At 65.1% G+C, this 16,006-nt stretch carries 13 protein-coding genes; 6 read left to right on the top strand and 7 right to left on the bottom strand.

The genetic code is table 11. The features are described 5' to 3' along the window. The first annotated feature begins 27 nt into the window (after positions 1-27). A complete protein-coding gene (locus EA798_RS02745) occupies positions 28-1,518 on the top strand; it encodes a sensor domain-containing diguanylate cyclase (protein ID WP_208643703.1) in 1,491 nt (496 codons plus the stop codon). Positions 1,519-1,607: 89 nt separating this feature from the next. Here the strand turns inward: EA798_RS02745 and ppa are convergent, their stop codons facing one another. Both ppa and EA798_RS02755 read right to left on the bottom strand, forming a co-directional pair. Beyond that, positions 1,608-2,135: an inorganic diphosphatase gene (gene ppa, locus EA798_RS02750; protein WP_003290517.1), complete on the bottom strand. Its 528-nt coding sequence runs from the start codon at positions 2,133-2,135 to the stop codon at positions 1,608-1,610. Between the two features lie 108 nt (positions 2,136-2,243). Then, complete coding sequence (locus EA798_RS02755; protein ID WP_106157534.1) at positions 2,244-3,056, bottom strand: M90 family metallopeptidase; 813 nt, start codon at positions 3,054-3,056, stop codon at positions 2,244-2,246. Between the two features lie 148 nt (positions 3,057-3,204). Here EA798_RS02755 and EA798_RS02760 point away from each other — a divergent pair, with 148 nt between their 5' ends. Further along, the gene (locus EA798_RS02760; protein ID WP_122097972.1) at positions 3,205-4,758 is read left to right on the top strand and encodes an alkaline phosphatase D family protein; all 1,554 of its coding nucleotides are present in this window, start codon (positions 3,205-3,207) and stop codon (positions 4,756-4,758) included. Between the two features lie 6 nt (positions 4,759-4,764). On the opposite strand, the gene eutC is transcribed toward EA798_RS02760, so the two are convergent. The 5 genes from eutC to yiaY form a co-directional block, all read right to left on the bottom strand. Next, on the bottom strand, positions 4,765-5,559 hold the full coding sequence (eutC, locus tag EA798_RS02765) for an ethanolamine ammonia-lyase subunit EutC (RefSeq protein ID WP_122097973.1): 795 nt from the start codon (positions 5,557-5,559) through the stop codon (positions 4,765-4,767). Between the two features lie 85 nt (positions 5,560-5,644). Next, on the bottom strand, positions 5,645-7,036 hold the full coding sequence (locus EA798_RS02770) for an ethanolamine ammonia-lyase subunit EutB (RefSeq protein WP_122097974.1): 1,392 nt from the start codon (positions 7,034-7,036) through the stop codon (positions 5,645-5,647). A gap of 11 nt (positions 7,037-7,047) precedes the next feature. Further along, positions 7,048-8,496 (bottom strand): ethanolamine permease, encoded by a 1,449-nt coding sequence (gene eat / locus EA798_RS02775; RefSeq protein WP_122097975.1) that lies wholly within the window; start codon positions 8,494-8,496, stop codon positions 7,048-7,050. A gap of 197 nt (positions 8,497-8,693) precedes the next feature. Continuing rightward, entirely contained in the window at positions 8,694-10,214 is a 1,521-nt protein-coding gene (gene exaC, locus EA798_RS02780; RefSeq protein ID WP_122097976.1) for an acetaldehyde dehydrogenase ExaC, read from the bottom strand. 154 nt (positions 10,215-10,368) lie between these two features. Beyond that, positions 10,369-11,517: an L-threonine dehydrogenase gene (gene yiaY / locus EA798_RS02785; RefSeq protein WP_122097977.1), complete on the bottom strand. Its 1,149-nt coding sequence runs from the start codon at positions 11,515-11,517 to the stop codon at positions 10,369-10,371. A 203-nt stretch (positions 11,518-11,720) separates the two neighbouring features. On the opposite strand from yiaY, the gene mpl reads away from it, so the two are divergent. The 4 genes from mpl to ftsH all read left to right on the top strand — a co-directional run bounded on the left by mpl (position 11,721) and on the right by ftsH (position 15,992). Continuing rightward, positions 11,721-13,070, top strand: coding sequence for a UDP-N-acetylmuramate:L-alanyl-gamma-D-glutamyl-meso-diaminopimelate ligase (mpl, locus tag EA798_RS02790; protein ID WP_122097978.1), 1,350 nt, complete (start codon positions 11,721-11,723; stop codon positions 13,068-13,070). A 52-nt stretch (positions 13,071-13,122) separates the two neighbouring features. After that, positions 13,123-13,752 carry a flavin prenyltransferase UbiX gene (gene ubiX, locus EA798_RS02795; RefSeq protein WP_106157542.1) on the top strand — a complete coding sequence of 210 codons (630 nt, stop codon included), beginning with the start codon at positions 13,123-13,125 and terminating at the stop codon, positions 13,750-13,752. A 1-nt stretch (position 13,753) separates the two neighbouring features. Further along, complete coding sequence (locus tag EA798_RS02800; RefSeq protein WP_048329945.1) at positions 13,754-14,044, top strand: YceK/YidQ family lipoprotein; 291 nt, start codon at positions 13,754-13,756, stop codon at positions 14,042-14,044. 100 nt (positions 14,045-14,144) lie between these two features. Further along, complete coding sequence (gene ftsH / locus EA798_RS02805; RefSeq protein ID WP_122097979.1) at positions 14,145-15,992, top strand: ATP-dependent zinc metalloprotease FtsH; 1,848 nt, start codon at positions 14,145-14,147, stop codon at positions 15,990-15,992. The last annotated feature ends 14 nt before the right edge of the window (positions 15,993-16,006 follow it).

Consider the following 16,006-nt stretch of genomic DNA (forward strand, 5'->3'; position numbering starts at 1 on the left):
GTTCGCGCCGGGCGCGATGGAGAGAGCTTGAATCGCAAGGCAGGACTTCTGGCGGCTCTGATACTCGTGCTGGCGCTGGTGCCGATGTGGGCGTTCGTACTGAGCGAGATCAGGCATGAGCGCGAACTGGTGATCGGGGCCGCGCGCAACGATGCGATGAACCTGGCGACTGCCTTCGAGGCGCACGTCCAGAGCACGATCAGGCTCATGGACATCGTGCTGCTGGACATGCGTGAAGATGTGCTGGAGAACGCCGACTTCGAGCGCCACGTCCGTGAGGAACTGCAGGCCTACGGCAGCTTCGTTGCGCAGCTGGCGGTTATCGACAAGGATGGCCAGCTGGCTTTCTCCAACCTCGCGTCGCCGGTAAAGCCGGTGGACCTGAGCGATCGCGAGCACTTCAGGGTGCATCGGGACAACCCGCAAGAGGATCGGCTGTTTATCAGCAAGCCGGTGCTGGGCAGGGTATCGAAGCAGTGGACCATCCAGTTCACCCGGCCCATTCATCAGGACGGTGGGTTCGCCGGCGTCCTTGTCCTATCGGTACCCACCAGTTTCTTTGCCGACTACTACCAGCAGATCGATGTCGGTGCGAATGGCACCATCGCTCTGCTCGGTACCGACCGCAGCCTGCGCGCCATCGCCTCGGGAACGCCGATCGCCGGGCGCTTCGGGCGCTTCAAGGTGCCGGCAGACAGACCCTACGTCGACCCTGATGCGCCTGCCCGCGGTTACTACGAGGGCGTGAGTTCTCTCGACGGGGAGTATCGCCTTGGTGCCTACCGGCGCCTGACCGCCGCAGGTGTGGTGGTGCTGGTGATGCTTTCGCCCAAGGATTTCATGGCCGCTCACGAGGAGCGCAAGGAGGTGTTGCTCGCCTCGGCCGGCGTCATTTCGCTGCTGTTGTTTGCAGTGGCGGTGCTGGTTTTCGTGCTGAGCAGCCGCTATTTCCAGAGCACTGCGCGGCTACGTCAGGCGCACGATCAGCTGGCACAGTTCGCCAACACCGACATGCTCACCGGTGTCAGCAGCCGCCGCGCTTTCCTGGACGGGCTGGACGCCGAACTTGCGCGCGCGCGGCGGCATGGCGAGTGTCTGAGCTTGCTGATGCTCGATATCGACCACTTCAAGCGCGTCAACGACGTGCATGGCCACCCGGTCGGCGACGTGGTGCTCAAGCAGTTCACCATCATTTGCGCTGCGTTGCTGCGTGGTCACGACCTGTTCGGTCGTATCGGCGGCGAGGAATTCGCCATCGCGCTGCCCAATACCGACGTGGAAGGTGCGCGTTGCGTGGCTGAAAAGATCCGCCAAGCCATCGCGCAAGCGCACGTGGCGACGACAGCCGGCGAGATATCCATCACCGTCAGCATCGGTCTGGCCTGTACCGAGGGTGGGCAACATGATGCGGATTATCTGATCGTGCAGGCCGATCGGGCGCTATACCAGGCCAAACACGGCGGCCGCGATCAAGTCCACGCAGCCGCCCCCCGTCCGCTCGAAAGCCCGCCTTCCTGAGCATCTGATCATCTCGCCTGCGGGCTCAAGCTCAAATCGCGGGCAATAAAAAAGCCGGCTTGTGGCCGGCTTTTCTTCAGTGCTTCGACTTACTTCTGATAAGCCTCGGCAGCTTTGATGATGGCGGCACGGGCGGCGTCGGCGCCTTCCCAGCCTTCGACCTTGACCCACTTGCCCTTCTCGAGATCCTTGTAGTTCTCGAAGAAGTGCTTGATCTGCTCGATCAGCAGCGGCGGCAGATCGGTGTATTCCTTCACGTCCTTGTACAGCTGGGTCAGCTTGTCGTGCGGGACGGCGATCAGCTTGGCGTCACCGCCGGCTTCGTCGGTCATGTTCAGCACGCCAACCGGACGGCAGCGGATGACCGAACCCGGGGCAACCGGATAGGGGGTCACGACCAGCACGTCGAGGGGGTCGCCGTCATCGGCGAGTGTGTGCGGAATGAAACCGTAGTTGGCCGGGTAGAACATCGGGGTGGCCATGAAGCGGTCGACGAACAGGCAGTCGGTGTCGTGATCGATTTCGTACTTGATCGGCGCATGGTTGGCCGGGATCTCGATGGCGACGTAGATGTCGTTCGGCAGGTCTTTGCCAGCCGGGACTTTGCTGTAGCTCATGAACGATGGGCTCCTGATCGGCCAGCGCGGCCTGGGGGCGGAAAAAAGTGGGCGCGATTATAGGCGCAATGTCGCGCGCAATGCACGCCGGGGTTCGACGTGCACAACCTACGCAGGTTCCCGGTACGCCGGATGTTCGGCCTGCAGGCGTTGCAGTCGGGCCAGCGGGTCCTGCCGGTAGAACTCGGCGAGTTGCGCGTAGACCTCCGGGAAAACCTGGTGCAGCACATCCGGCGCGCTGAAGAAGTACTCGCTGGTGACGGCGAAGAACTCGGCGGGGTTCTCGGCAGCGTACGGATCAATCGGCGTTTCGGCATCGGGATTGGCGTCCAGCATGCGGTCGAGCTGGTCGTAGGCGCTCTGCATGGCGCTGGCCCAGGTATCGATGCGCATCTGCCGGTGCAGCGGCGGCAGGCCGTTGGCGTCGCCGTTGAGCATGTCCAGCTTGTGCGCCAATTCGTGGATCACCAGGTTGTAGGCCTCCCAGCCGCCGCTCTCCTGCACGCCGGGCCAGGCGAGGATTACCGGGCCCTGCAGCCAGGCTTCGCCGCTGTGCTCGGCATCCCATTCATGCTCGACGCCGGCCGCATCGCGGTGCTTCTGCGGGCTGAGGAAGTCATCAGGATAGATGACGATCTCGTGAAAGCCGCGGTACCAGCCAAGCTCGGCCAGGTGCAGCAGCGGCAGTTGCGCCTGTAGCGCCAGGCGCAGGCGGTCCTGGGGTTGCAGCTCGACGCCCGCCAGCGGCGTCAGGCGCTTTTCATGCAGGAACAGCACCGCGCGCTCACGCAGGCGGTTCAACTCGTCCTCGCTCAGGCCATCGAGAATCGGCAGGCTGTCGAGCACCTGCTGCCACAGCTCCGGTGTAACCGGATTGCGGGCAAGGATGCGGTTGCGCTGCCAGGCGCGGATGGACCACATGGGCGGAGGCTCCAGCGAAGTGGGCGCTCACATTAAGCGTGGCAGCAGGATGCGACAAGCATTGAAGTACCGCCGGTCGGCGCGTCACGGGACTGTCAAGCGTGGTGGGTACATCAGGAGCACTACCCACTCGCAAGGAGACCCCGTCATGACCGCACCGGATCAGAAACGCCGCCAACTGCTGCAGGGCATCGGCGCCGGCCTCGCCCTGCCGGCTTTGGGCGTTGCGCCCGCCATCATCGCCGCGCCGCGCGAGCGTCCGCAGATGCTCGACGGCGTGCAGTCCGGTGATGTAGCGGGTGACCGCGCGCTGATCTGGAGCCGCTGCGACCGGCCCGGCCGGCTGATCGTCGAGTGGGATACGCGCAGCCGTTTCGGCAATCCGCGGCGGATGGTCTCGTCGATCACCGACGCTGGCCAGGACTTCACTGCCCGTGTCGATCTGCGCGCGCTGCCCGCGGATCAGTCGATCTTCTACCGCGCGCGTTTCGAGGATGCCCGCAGCGGCATGCTCAGCGAGCCCTGGTTCGGCCATCTGCGCAGCGCACCAACGCGCCCGCGCGACATTCGCTTCGTCTGGGGCGGTGACACCTGCGGCCAGGGTTACGGCATCAACCCGGACTTCGGCGGCATGCGCATCTACGAAAGCATGCGCATGCGCCGGCCGGACTTTTTCCTGCACAGCGGCGACGTGATCTACGCCGACGGGCCGATCCCCGCCGAGGTCACCGCCGAGGACGGCAGCATCTGGCGCAACCTGGTCACCGAAGAGAAGAGCAAGGTTGCCGAGACGCTGCACGAGTTTCGCGGCAACTACCGCTACAACCTGCTGGACGAAAACCTGCGGGCCTTCAACGCCGAGGTGCCGCAGATCTGGCAGTGGGACGATCACGAGGTGACGAACAACTGGTCGCCGAGCAAGGAGCTGGACGACCGTTACCAGCAGGTGCGTGACATCGATACCCTGGTGCAGCGCGCCCGCCAGGCCTATCTCGAATACGCGCCGATGCGCATGGCCCGCGGCGACACCCAGGGGCGCATCTACCGCAAGGTCAGCTACGGGCCGCTGCTGGATGTGTTCGTGCTGGACATGCGCAGCTATCGCGGGCCGAACACCCACAACCTGCAAGCGGAGCAGGGCGCCGACACGGCGTTCCTCGGCCGCGAGCAGCTGCGCTGGCTCAAGCGCGAGCTGCGGGCCTCGCGCGCAGCCTGGAAGGTCATCGCCGCCGACATGCCCATCGGCCTGCACGTACCGGACGGTCCGCGCTGGGAGGCGATCGCCAACGGCCATGACGGTGAAGCGCTTGGCCGCGAGCTGGAGATTGCCGAGCTGCTGACCTTCATCCAGCGCGCGCGGGTGCGCAACACCGTCTGGCTAACCGCCGATGTGCACTATTGCGCGGCGCATCACTATCACCCGAATCGGGCGGCCTATCAGCAGTTCGAGCCGTTCTGGGAGTTCGTCGCAGGCCCGCTGAATGCCGGCAGCTTCGGACCGAACCCGCTGGATGGCACCTTCGGCCCGGAGGTGGTGTTCCAGAAGGCGCCGCCGACCGCGAACAGCTCGCCGCGGGCAGGCTTCCAGTTCTTCGGCGAGGTGGAGATCGACGCGCAGACAGCTGCGTTGCAGGTCAGCCTGCGCGACATCGACGGCACGGTGGTCTACAGCCAGACGCTTGAGCCCTGGCAGCAGGCCTGAACCGGCTCAGCCGAGCAGGAAGTTGCCGGCGCGAGGCTCGCCTTCGAGCGCCGGTACTTCTGCTTCGTCCTTGAGCTGTACGCCGGAGAGTTGCCGGCGGCTGGCTTCACGCATCAGATAGAGCAGGCGGTGCGCGGCGAGGTTGCAGCTCAGGCCTTCTGGGCGAATGTTGGAAATGCAGTTGCGCTGCGCATCGTGCCGGCCGACCTGCGGCGCCCAGGTGAAATACAGGCCCAAGCTGTCTGGCGAGCTGAGCCCTGGGCGTTCGCCGAGCAGAATGACCACCATGCGCGCCTTGAGGCGCTGACCGATCTCGTCGGCAATCGCCACGCGGCCCTGTTCCACCAGCGCGACGGGACCGAGGGACCAGCGTTCGGCCTGGCATTGTTCGGCGATCTTCAGTGCCATGGGTGCCGCATGACGCTGCACGGCCAGGGCCGAGAGGCCATCGGCGATCACCAGCGCCAGGTCGCAGCCGTCTCCCGCATGCTCGTCGAGCTTGGCGGCGCTGGCTTCGTCGAGGCGTCGGCCGAGGTCGGGACGCTGCAGATAGATCTGTCGGTCTGAAGCGGCGCTGCGCAGGTGCAGGCAGCCAAGTTCATGTTTCTCCAGCTCGGCAGCCAGCGCTTGGCAGTCCAGCGGCAGATGCACGGCGTCGCGCGCCTGGGCGTGGGCGAACTGGAAATCCAGCTGCGCGTCGGTGGGCAGGCTGACACCAGCCCGGCCAAGGGCGATGCGCGCCGGGGTCAGCTGGCGCAGGTGCTGCCACGGATTTTCGGTAGTGGGGGAGCGGTCGTGCATGGCTACCTCGGAGCTTGACGGTCAGGCGAGTGGAGAAGCGCGCAGCGTTTTCCACCTGAGGATGGGCGAGGTAACGCGAGCGGCTTCATGCCATTTTCTCCAGCGCCCGGCGGAAGGCTTCGGGCAGCTCGCGGCCGAGCTGCAGGCGATTGCCGTCCTGCCGGAGGATCTGCATCTTCGCCAGCCATTCCTCGAACTCCGGCGCGGGCCGCAGGCCAAGCACCTGGCGCACGTAGAGGGCGTCGTGGAAGGAGGTGGTCTGGTAGTTGAGCATCACGTCATCCGAGCCCGGGATGCCCATGATGAAGTTGATGCCCGCCGTGCCCAGCAGGGTCAGCAGCATGTCCATGTCGTCCTGGTCGGCTTCGGCGTGGTTGGTGTAGCAGATGTCGCAACCCATGGGCACGCCGAGCAGCTTGCCGCAGAAGTGGTCCTCCAGACCGGCGCGGATGATCTGCTTGCCGTTGTAGAGGTATTCCGGGCCGATGAAGCCGACCACGGTGTTCACCAGCAGCGGCTTGTAGCGGCGCGCGACGGCGTAGGCGCGGGCTTCGCAGGTCTGCTGATCGACGTCGTGGTGGGCGTTGGCCGACAGCGCGCTGCCCTGGCCGGTCTCGAAATACATGAGGTTGTCGCCGAGGGTGCCGCGCTTCTGCGACAGACCGGCCTCGTAGCCTTCCTGCAGCGTCGCCAGGCTGATGCCGAAGCTGGCATTGGCCGCCTCGGTGCCGGCGATGGACTGGAACACCAGGTCCAGCGGCGCGCCGCGGTTGATCGCCTCGATGGAAGTGGTGACGTGGGTGAGAATGCAGGCCTGGGTCGGGATCTCGTAGCGACTGATCACCGCATCGAGCATCTTCAGCAGCTCGCAGATGCCGGCGGTGCTGTCGGTGGCCGGGTTGATGCCGATCACCGCGTCGCCGTTGCCGTAGAGCAGGCCGTCGAGAATGCTCGCGGCGATACCGGCGCCGTCGTCGGTGGGATGGTTCGGCTGCAGCCGGGTGGACATGCGTCCGGCCAGGCCGATGCTGTTGCGAAAGCGGGTGACAACGCGGACCTTCTGCGCGACAAGGATCAGGTCCTGCACGCGCATGATCTTCGACACCGCGGCGACCATCTCCGGTGTCAGCCCCGGTGCGAGGGCTTTCAGCGACGACTCGTCCGCCTCCTCGCCGAGCAGCCAGTTGCGGAAATCGCCCACGCTCAGGTGGCTGACCGGGGCGAACGCCGCAGCGTCATGGCTGTCGATGATCAGCCGGGTGACTTCATCGCTTTCGTACGGGATCAGTGCTTCTTCGAGAAAGCGCTTTAGCGGCACCGCGGCCAGGCACATCTGCGCCGCCACGCGTTCGGCGTCGCTGCCCGCCGCGACCCCGGCGAGCAGGTCGCCGGAGCGCGCCGGGCTGGCCTTGGCCATTACCTCGCGCAGGTCGTCGAAGCGCCAGGTGGTGCCGCCCACGCTGTGCGAGTACGTCATGGCTGCTCTCCCTACTTGAGTGTCGCCTCGGCCTGCTCAATCGCCGCAAATTCCTCTTCCGGCGTGCCGGCCACCAGATGGTGTCGACTGTAGATCGCGAAATAGGCGATGAAGATCCCGTAGATGATCGCGGCGCCGATCACCACCCGCGGATCGACCAGGAAACCCGCGATGACTGCGATGCAGGCCAGCACCAGCGCCACGCCCGAGGTGACGATGCCGCCGGGTGTCTTGTACGGGCGATGCAGGTCTGGCCGGCGCAGGCGCAGGACGATGTGCGAGGCCATCATCAACACGTAGGAGATGGTCGCGCCGAACACCGCGACGAGGATCAGCAGGTCGCCCTGGCCGGTCAGCGACAGCAGGAAACCGATCACACCGGGGATCACCAGGGCCAGCACCGGCGCCTTGTTCTTGTTGGTCAGCGACAGCTTGCGCGGCAGATAGCCGGCCCGCGACAGCGCGAAGATCTGCCGCGAATAGGCGTAGATGATCGAGAAGAAGCTGGCGATCAGCCCGGCCAGGCCGACCAGATTGACGAAGCCGCTCATCCAGGTGGACGAGCCGTAGGCGGTGGTCAGCGCTTCCACCAGCGGATTGCCGGAGGCCACCAGGGTGCTGGAACCGGCGCCGCCCGGGCCGACCAGCAAGATCAGGCCGGCAAAGGCGACCAGTATCAGCATGGCGCCGATCAGCCCGCGTGGCATGTCGCGCTGCGGGTTCTTGGTTTCCTCGGCGGCCAGCGGCACGCCTTCCACAGCGAGGAAGAACCAGATCGCGTAGGGAATCGCCGCCCAGATGCCGACGTAGCCGTAGGGCAGGAAGTTGCTGGCACCGGCAGCGGTGGTCGGCGCGATATCGAGCAGCTTGTCCACCGAGAAGTGCGGCACCATCGCGACGATGAACACCGCCAGCGCCAGGGCGGCGACGGCGGTGATGATGAACATCAGCTTCAGCGCCTCGCCGACGCCGAAGATATGGATGCCGATGAAGATGATGTAGAAGACGAGGTAGATCGCCCAGCCGCCGATGCCGAACAGCGACTCGCAATAGGCGCCGATGAATACAGCGATGGCCGCCGGCGCGATGGCGTATTCGATCAGGATCGCCGTACCGGTGAGAAAGCCACCCAGCGGGCCGAACGCGGTGCGGGCGAAGCCGTAGCCGCCACCCGCGGTGGGCACCATCGAGGACAGCTCGGCCAGCGAGAAGCACATGCACAGGTACATGGTCGCCATCAGCAACGTGGCGATGAACAGCCCGCCCCAACCGCCCTGGGCGAGGCCGAAGTTCCAGCCGGCATAGTCGCCGGAGATGACGTAGGCAACGCCCAGACCGACCAGCAGCACCCACCCGGCGGCGCCTTTCTTCAGTTCGCGTTCCTGGAAATAGCTACTGCCAACGGTTTCGAAATCGATTGCATGGTGCGGTGGCGTTGAACGGCTGTGTTCGAGAGCCATGGGGGAATCCTCTTGGATAGGTTGGCAAGTCTCTCCCTAGCAAGCGTCATGCCCCACGCTACAAACGGGTTGTTTGCAGTGATTTGTCAGCCAAGTTTGGCAGGAACGCACCTTTTGCGTGCTCCACAGCACCACGGCGGAGCCCGGCAGGTGTCTTGTTCAAGGCGCGGGCGGCGTGTGCCACCCGCGCCGATCCATCAGAAGAAGCCCAGTGGGTTGATGTCGTAGCTGATCAGCAGGTTCTTGGTTTGCTGGTAGCTGTCGAGAATCATCTTGTGGGTTTCGCGACCGACGCCGGACTTCTTGTAGCCACCGAACGCCGCGTGTGCCGGGTAGAGGTGGTAGCAATTGGTCCAGACACGGCCCGCCTTGATCGCCCGGCCCATGCGGTAGGCGCGGTTGATGTCGCGGGTCCAGACGCCAGCGCCGAGGCCGTACTCGGTATCGTTGGCGATGGCCAGCGCCTCGGCCTCGTCCTTGAAGGTGGTGACACCGATCACCGGGCCAAAGATCTCTTCCTGGAACACGCGCATCTCGTTGGTGCCCTTGAGCAGGGTCGGCTGAATGTAATAACCGGTCGCCAGTGAGCCTTCGAGTTTTTCAGCGGCGCCGCCGGTCAGTACCTCCGCACCTTCGCCCTTGGCGATTTCCAGATAGGACAGGATCTTGTCAAACTGCTGCTGGCTGGCCTGGGCGCCGACCATGGTGTCCGTGTCCAGCGGATCGCCGCGTTTGATCTGCGCGACTTTCTTCATCACCGCTTCCATGAACGGCGCGTAGATCGATTCCTGCACCAGTGCGCGGGACGGACAGGTGCACACCTCGCCCTGGTTGAAGAATCCCAGCACCAGGCCTTCGGCGGCTTTCTCGATGAAGGTCGGTTCGGCCTGCATGATGTCTTCGAAGTAGATGTTCGGGCTCTTGCCACCCAGTTCCACGGTGCTTGGGATGATGCTCTCGGCGGCGCGCTTCATGATGTGCGAGCCCACCGGGGTGGAGCCGGTGAAGGCGATCTTGGCGATGCGCTTGCTCGAGGCCAGGGCTTCGCCGGCTTCCCGGCCATAGCCCTGGACGACGTTGAGCACGCCCGGGGGCAGCAGGTCGCCAATCACCTCCATCAGTACGCTGATACCCAGTGGGGTCTGCTCGGCCGGCTTGAGCACGATGCAGTTGCCCGCGGCCAGCGCCGGAGCGAGCTTCCAGGCGGCCATCAGGATCGGGAAGTTCCACGGGATGATCTGCCCGACCACGCCCAGCGGCTCGTGGAAATGGTAGGCCGCGGTGTGTTCGTCGATCTCGGCGCTGGTGCCTTCCTGGGCACGGATGCAACCGGCAAAGTAGCGGAAGTGATCGGCCGCCAACGGGATATCGGCGTTCAGCGTCTCGCGCACCGCCTTGCCGTTGTCCCAGGTTTCGGTGACGGCGAGCATCTCCAGGTTCTGCTCGATGCGGTCGGCGATCTGCAACAGGATCAGCGAGCGTGCCTGCACGCTGGTCTTGCCCCACTCGTCGGCAGCTGCATGGGCGGCGTCCAGGGCCTTTTCGATGTCGGCGGCGTCGGAGCGGGGGAATTCGGCAATCGGCTGTCCGTTAACCGGAGAGAGGTTGGTGAAATACTGCCCGTTGACGGGCTCGACAAACTCGCCATTGATGAAGTTGCCGTAGCGGGCCTTGAGGGTAACGAGGGCACCGTCGGTGCCGGGAGGGGCGTAGATCATGGGGGGCTCCGGTTTGTTCTTGGATGGAGATTCGCTGCACAAAGCGTAGATCACGACTTGAATACTGTCGCGGCGGGGCAGGGGTGCTTTTCGTGGCGGCAGAGCGAGCGTTGCCGCGCGGGTCGGGCCGGGGCAGGAGCCCCGGCCGCAGGAGTCACAGGGCGCTGTGGAAGATCGCTTCGATTTCCGCTTGCGTGGCGCGGCGTGGGTTGGTCAGGCCGCAGGCATCGTTCATGGCGTTGGCAGCCAGGGTCGGGATGTCATCGGCCTTGGCGCCAAGTTCAGCCAGGCCGCCCGGAATGCCGATGTCCTTCGACAGGGTACGGATCGCTGCGAGTGCGGCCACGGCGCCCTGCGCGGCGTCGAGCCCGCGGGTCTCCACACCCATCGCGGTGGCGATGTCGCGCAGGCGTTCGGGGCAGACGCTGGCGTTGTAGTTCTCCACGTGGGGCAGCAGTACGGCATTGCAGACGCCGTGCGGCAGATCGTAGAAACCGCCGAGCTGGTGAGCCATGGCGTGAACGTAGCCCAGCGAGGCGTTGTTGAACGCCATCCCGGCGAGGAACTGTGCGTAGGCCATGGCCTCGCGGGCGGGCATGTCGCTGCCGTTCTCGACGGCGGTACGCAGGTTTGCCGAGATCAGTTCGATGGCCTTGAGCGCGCAGGCATCGGTGATCGGCGTGGCGGCGGTCGAGACATAGGCCTCAACCGCGTGGGTGAGCGCGTCCATGCCGGTCGCGGCGGTCAGTCCCTTGGGCATTGCGACCATCAGTGCCGGGTCGTTCACCGACAGCAGCGGCGTGACGTTGCGGTCGACGATGGCCATTTTCACGTGACGGGTTTCGTCGGTAATGATGCAGAAGCGCGTCATCTCGCTGGCGGTGCCGGCGGTGGTATTGATCGCCACCAGTGGCAGCTGTGGTTTGGCCGAGCGGTCCACGCCCTCATAGTCGGCGATCTGTCCGCCGTTGGTGGCACACAGGGCGATGCCCTTGGCGCAGTCATGGGGCGAGCCACCGCCGAGGGAGATGATGAAATCGCAAGCGCTGTCGCGCAGCTGGGCCAGGCCCTTCTCGACGTTGCCGACGGTGGGGTTGGGTTGTGCGCCGTCGAAGACGACCGATTGGATATCCGCGGCAGCCAGCAGCGCGGCAACCTTTTCCGCGACACCAGCGCGTGCCAGTCCAACGTCGGTGACGATCAGCGCTTTGCGAAAGCCGTAGTTGGCGATGGCGACCATCGCTTCATCGAGGCTTCCGGCGCCCATCATGTTCACTGCGGGTATGAAGAAGGTGCTGCTCATGGTGAATGCCTTTGATTGTCTGGAAAGAGGGTTTCGCAGCATCGCATCTGGATCGGCGGGAGGAATGATCTGGCTCAAGAAGCTGACTGGTCAGTCGGGGTTCGGCTCGGCGTCCGACTAACGGCACCTGGTCGGACCGCATGGCCTGCTGTGCTAACCTGCGCCGCAGTTTTCAGTGGGTCTTACCGGTTTTGAGGGCATCCATGCATATCCATATTCTCGGCATCTGCGGCACATTCATGGGTTCGCTCGCGGTACTGGCCAAGGAACTCGGGCATCGCGTCACCGGCTCCGACGCCAACGTCTATCCACCGATGAGCACCCAGCTCGAAGCCCAGGGCATCGAGCTGACCCAGGGCTACGAGCCGAGCCAGCTCGAGCCGGCGCCGGATCTGGTGGTGATCGGCAACGCGCTGTCGCGTGGCAACCCGGCCGTGGAGTACGTACTGAACAAGGGCCTGCCCTATGTCTCCGGTCCGCAGTGGCTGGCCGATCACGTGCTACAGGGGCGCTGGGTGCTGGCGGCGGCCGGGACCCATGGCAAGACCACCACCAGCAGCATGCTGGCCTGGGTGCTGGAACATGCCGGCATGAGCCCGGGGTTTCTCATCGGTGGCGTGCCGCAGAACTTTGGCATCTCCGCGCGCTTGGGTGGCACGCCGTTCTTCGTGGTCGAGGCCGACGAGTACGACAGCGCCTTCTTCGACAAGCGCAGCAAGTTCGTCCACTACCGCCCGCGCACCGCGATCCTGAACAATCTGGAGTTCGATCACGCGGACATTTTCCCGGATCTGGCTGCCATCGAGCGGCAGTTCCACCATCTGGTGCGCACCGTGCCGGGCGAGGGGCTGATCATCCATCCCGAGTCCGAAACGGCGCTCAAGCGCGTGATCGGCATGGGTTGCTGGACACCGGTGCAGACCACGGGTGACGGCGGCCAGTGGCAGGCGAAGCTGCTCAGCCCCGACGGCTCGCGCTTCGAAGTGATCTTCGACGGTGCTGTGCAGGGCGTGGTGGAGTGGGAGCTGACCGGGAAGCACAACGTCAACAATGCGCTGGCCACGCTGGCGGCGGCACGGCATGTCGGCGTGCTGCCGAAACAGGGCGCCGAGGCGCTGAGCGAATTCCGTAGCGTCAAGCGGCGCATGGAGAAAGTCGCCGAGGTCAATGGCGTGACCATCTATGACGACTTCGCCCATCACCCCACGGCTATCGCCACCACCCTCGACGGGCTGCGCAAGCGCGTCGGCGATACGCCGATCATCGCCGTGGTCGAACCGCGCTCGAACTCGATGAAGCTCGGCGCGCACCGCGAGGGTCTGGCCGAATCCGTGGCGCTGGCCGATCAGGCGATCTGGTACGCACCGGCCAACCTTGGCTGGGATCTCGCCGCGACCGTAGCGGGCTCGCCCGTGCCGACCACCGTGTGCGATTCGCTGGAGGCGATCATTGCCAAAGTGAAAGCCGATGCCGTGCCGGGCACCCAAGTGGTGGTGATGAGCAATGGCGGTTTTGGTGGGTTGCACGGCCAATTGGCCGCCGCACTGGCGTAGGGTGGAAATCGCCGCAGGCATTTCCACGCGAATGGCATCAGGAGCAAATTGAATGAGCGGACCGGAACGCATCACCCTGGCCATGACCGGCGCCTCCGGCGCGCAGTATGGTTTGCGCCTGCTCGACTGCCTGATCCAGGAAGACCGCGAGGTGCACTTCCTGATCTCCAAGGCCGCGCAGCTGGTAATGGCTACCGAAACCGACGTGGTGCTGCCGGCCAAGCCGCAGGCGATGCAGGCGTTCCTCTCGGAATACACCGGTGCCGCCGCCGGGCAGATCCGCGTGTTCGCCAAGGAGGACTGGATGGCGCCACCGGCCTCCGGCTCCGGCGCGCCGACCGCGATGGTGGTGGTGCCCTGTTCCACCGGCACGCTGTCGGCGATCGCCACCGGCGCCTGCAACAACCTGATCGAGCGTGCCGCCGACGTCACGCTCAAGGAGCGCCGCCAGCTGATCCTGGTCCCGCGCGAGGCGCCGTATTCGAGCATCCATCTCGAGAACATGCTCAAGCTGTCCAACCTTGGCGTAACCATCCTGCCGGCCTCGCCGGGCTTCTATCACCAGCCACAGACTATTGATGACCTGGTCGATTTCGTCGTCGCGCGCATCCTCAACCTGCTCAACATCCCGCAGGACATGCTGCCGCGCTGGGGTGAGCACCATATCGTCAGCGACGACTGAGATGATCGGCCGGGCGCTGCTGGTACTGACGACGCTGAGTCTGCTCGGCGGCTGCGCCAGCGTCCGCACGCTGGATGCCGCCAAGCCCGGCGCGCCGATCATCTATTCCGGCACGCGCCTGGACTGGTACAGCCTCAACGGCGGTTGCTGCCCGCTGGATCGCTTCGGTGCCGTGGCGCCGAAATATGCCGCGCTGGATCTGCCCGCCAGCGCCCTGCTGGATACGCTGCTGCTGCCCTTCGCCGTCGCGGCGGAGCTGGGCGTCGGCCTCGGTGTACGCGGCGGGCTTTAGTTGCGGCGAACTGATCTGAGTCCAGGCCTGCCGGCGGGGCGGCAGGCATAATCGAGGCGTCTGACCGCGCTGCGCGTGTTCGCGGCACAAGGAGAAGGGTGTGAAAGACCGGGCTCAGTTCCACATGAATTACTGGATGATCGCCATTCTGGTGTTCCTTGGTCTGCAGTATCTGCTGTCGATGCAGCAGGAAGTGGCGACCATCCCCTACAGCGAATTCGAACAGCATCTCAATGAGGGCCGTGTCGAAGAGCTGGCGATCACCGAGCGACGCATCGAGGGCCTGCTCAAGGAGCCGCTGGCCAGCGGTCAGCGGCGGTTCATCAGCAATCGCGTCGAACCGCAGTTGGCCGAGCATCTGCAGCAGTACCCGGTGCGCTACACCGGCAAGGTGGAAAGCACGCTGGTGCGTGACCTGCTGTCGTGGATCGTGCCGGCCATGCTGTTCTTCGGCATCTGGCTGTTCCTGCTCAAGCGCATCGGCAGCGGCCTGGGTGGCGGCGGCATGATGCAGATCGGCAAGAGCAAGGCGCGGGTCTACGTCGAGACCGACATGAAGGTGAGCTTTGCCGACGTTGCGGGGGTCGACGAGGCCAAGGACGAGCTCAAGGAAATCATCGAATTTCTTCGCGATCCGCAAACCTATGGCCGCCTCGGCGGACGCATGCCCAAGGGCGTGCTGCTGGTCGGCCCGCCCGGCACCGGCAAGACGCTGCTGGCGCGTGCCGTGGCTGGCGAGGCGAAGGTGCCGTTCTTCTCCATTTCCGGTTCGGAGTTCGTCGAAATGTTCGTCGGCGTCGGTGCCGCACGGGTGCGTGATCTGTTCGAACAGGCGCGGGCCCAGGCGCCGGCGATCATCTTCATCGACGAGCTGGATGCGCTCGGTCGCGCCCGCGGTGCCGGGCCGCTGTCCGGCGGGCATGACGAGAAGGAGCAGACGCTCAACCAGCTGCTGGTGGAAATGGATGGTTTCGATACCTCCAGCGGGCTGGTCCTGCTGGCCGCCACCAACCGCCCGGAAATCCTCGACCCGGCGCTGCTGCGTGCCGGCCGTTTCGACCGTCAGGTGCTGGTCGATCGACCGGACAAGGTCGGGCGGGTACAGATTCTCAATGTGCACCTGAAGAAATCGCGACTGGGCACCGATGTCGATCCGCAGGCCATCGCCGCGCTGACGCCGGGCTTCACCGGTGCTGACCTGGCCAACCTGGTCAACGAGGCGACGCTGCTGGCGACCCGGCGCAATGCCGAAGCGGTGGCCATGGAAGACTTCACCGCAGCCATCGAGCGGATCATCGCCGGGCTGGAGAAGCGCAACCGCCTGCTCAACCCGCGCGAACGCGAGATCGTCGCCTATCACGAGATGGGCCATGCGCTGGTGGCCATGGCGCTGCCAGGCGTCGATCCGGTGCACAAGGTGTCGATCATCCCGCGCGGCATGGGCGCGCTGGGTTACACCATCCAGCGCCCCATCGAGGATCGCTTCCTGATGACCCGCGACGAGCTGGAAAACAAGATGGCGGTATTGCTCGGCGGGCGTGCGGCGGAGTGGCTGGTGTATGCGCATCTGTCCACCGGTGCGGCGGACGATCTGGCCAAGGTCACCGATATCGCCCGCGCCATGGTGACGCGCTACGGCATGTCTAAGCGTCTCGGTCACCTGGCGCTGGAGCGTGAGCCGAACTCGTTCCTTGGCAACGAGGCGATGCTCGGCCTCAAGCCGCAACACGACTACGCGGAGAGCACGGCAACCGCTATCGATGAGGAAGTGCAGGAGCTGGTGCAGGCGGCCTTCCAGCGCAGCCTGTCGCTACTCCAGGCGCGGCGGGAGCTGCTCGAGCGCTGCGCCCGGCAATTGCTGCAGCAGGAGACGCTGGATGCCGAGCAGTTGCGTGAGCTCAGCGCTGTTCCGGCCAGTGATCCGGCGCAGACATCCCCTCAGGCCTGATGCGACTTCAGGGC

It is taken from the genome of Pseudomonas songnenensis (genome assembly GCF_003696315.1).
GTDB classification, from domain to species: domain Bacteria; phylum Pseudomonadota; class Gammaproteobacteria; order Pseudomonadales; family Pseudomonadaceae; genus Stutzerimonas; species Stutzerimonas songnenensis.

What these genes read in the sequence shown, in the direction of transcription:
- EA798_RS02800 (WP_048329945.1), top strand. Translation starts at nt 13,754, where the DNA reads ATGATCGGCCGGGCGCTGCTGGTACTGACGACGCTGAGTCTGCTCGGC.
- EA798_RS02755 (WP_106157534.1), bottom strand. Translation starts at nt 3,056, where the DNA reads ATGTGGTCCATCCGCGCCTGGCAGCGCAACCGCATCCTTGCCCGCAAT.
- eat (WP_122097975.1), bottom strand. Translation starts at nt 8,496, where the DNA reads ATGGCTCTCGAACACAGCCGTTCAACGCCACCGCACCATGCAATCGAT.
- ppa (WP_003290517.1), bottom strand. Translation starts at nt 2,135, where the DNA reads ATGAGCTACAGCAAAGTCCCGGCTGGCAAAGACCTGCCGAACGACATC.
- exaC (WP_122097976.1), bottom strand. Translation starts at nt 10,214, where the DNA reads ATGATCTACGCCCCTCCCGGCACCGACGGTGCCCTCGTTACCCTCAAG.
- EA798_RS02760 (WP_122097972.1), top strand. Translation starts at nt 3,205, where the DNA reads ATGACCGCACCGGATCAGAAACGCCGCCAACTGCTGCAGGGCATCGGC.
- ubiX (WP_106157542.1), top strand. Translation starts at nt 13,123, where the DNA reads ATGAGCGGACCGGAACGCATCACCCTGGCCATGACCGGCGCCTCCGGC.
- mpl (WP_122097978.1), top strand. Translation starts at nt 11,721, where the DNA reads ATGCATATCCATATTCTCGGCATCTGCGGCACATTCATGGGTTCGCTC.
- eutC (WP_122097973.1), bottom strand. Translation starts at nt 5,559, where the DNA reads ATGCACGACCGCTCCCCCACTACCGAAAATCCGTGGCAGCACCTGCGC.
- yiaY (WP_122097977.1), bottom strand. Translation starts at nt 11,517, where the DNA reads ATGAGCAGCACCTTCTTCATACCCGCAGTGAACATGATGGGCGCCGGA.
- EA798_RS02770 (WP_122097974.1), bottom strand. Translation starts at nt 7,036, where the DNA reads ATGACGTACTCGCACAGCGTGGGCGGCACCACCTGGCGCTTCGACGAC.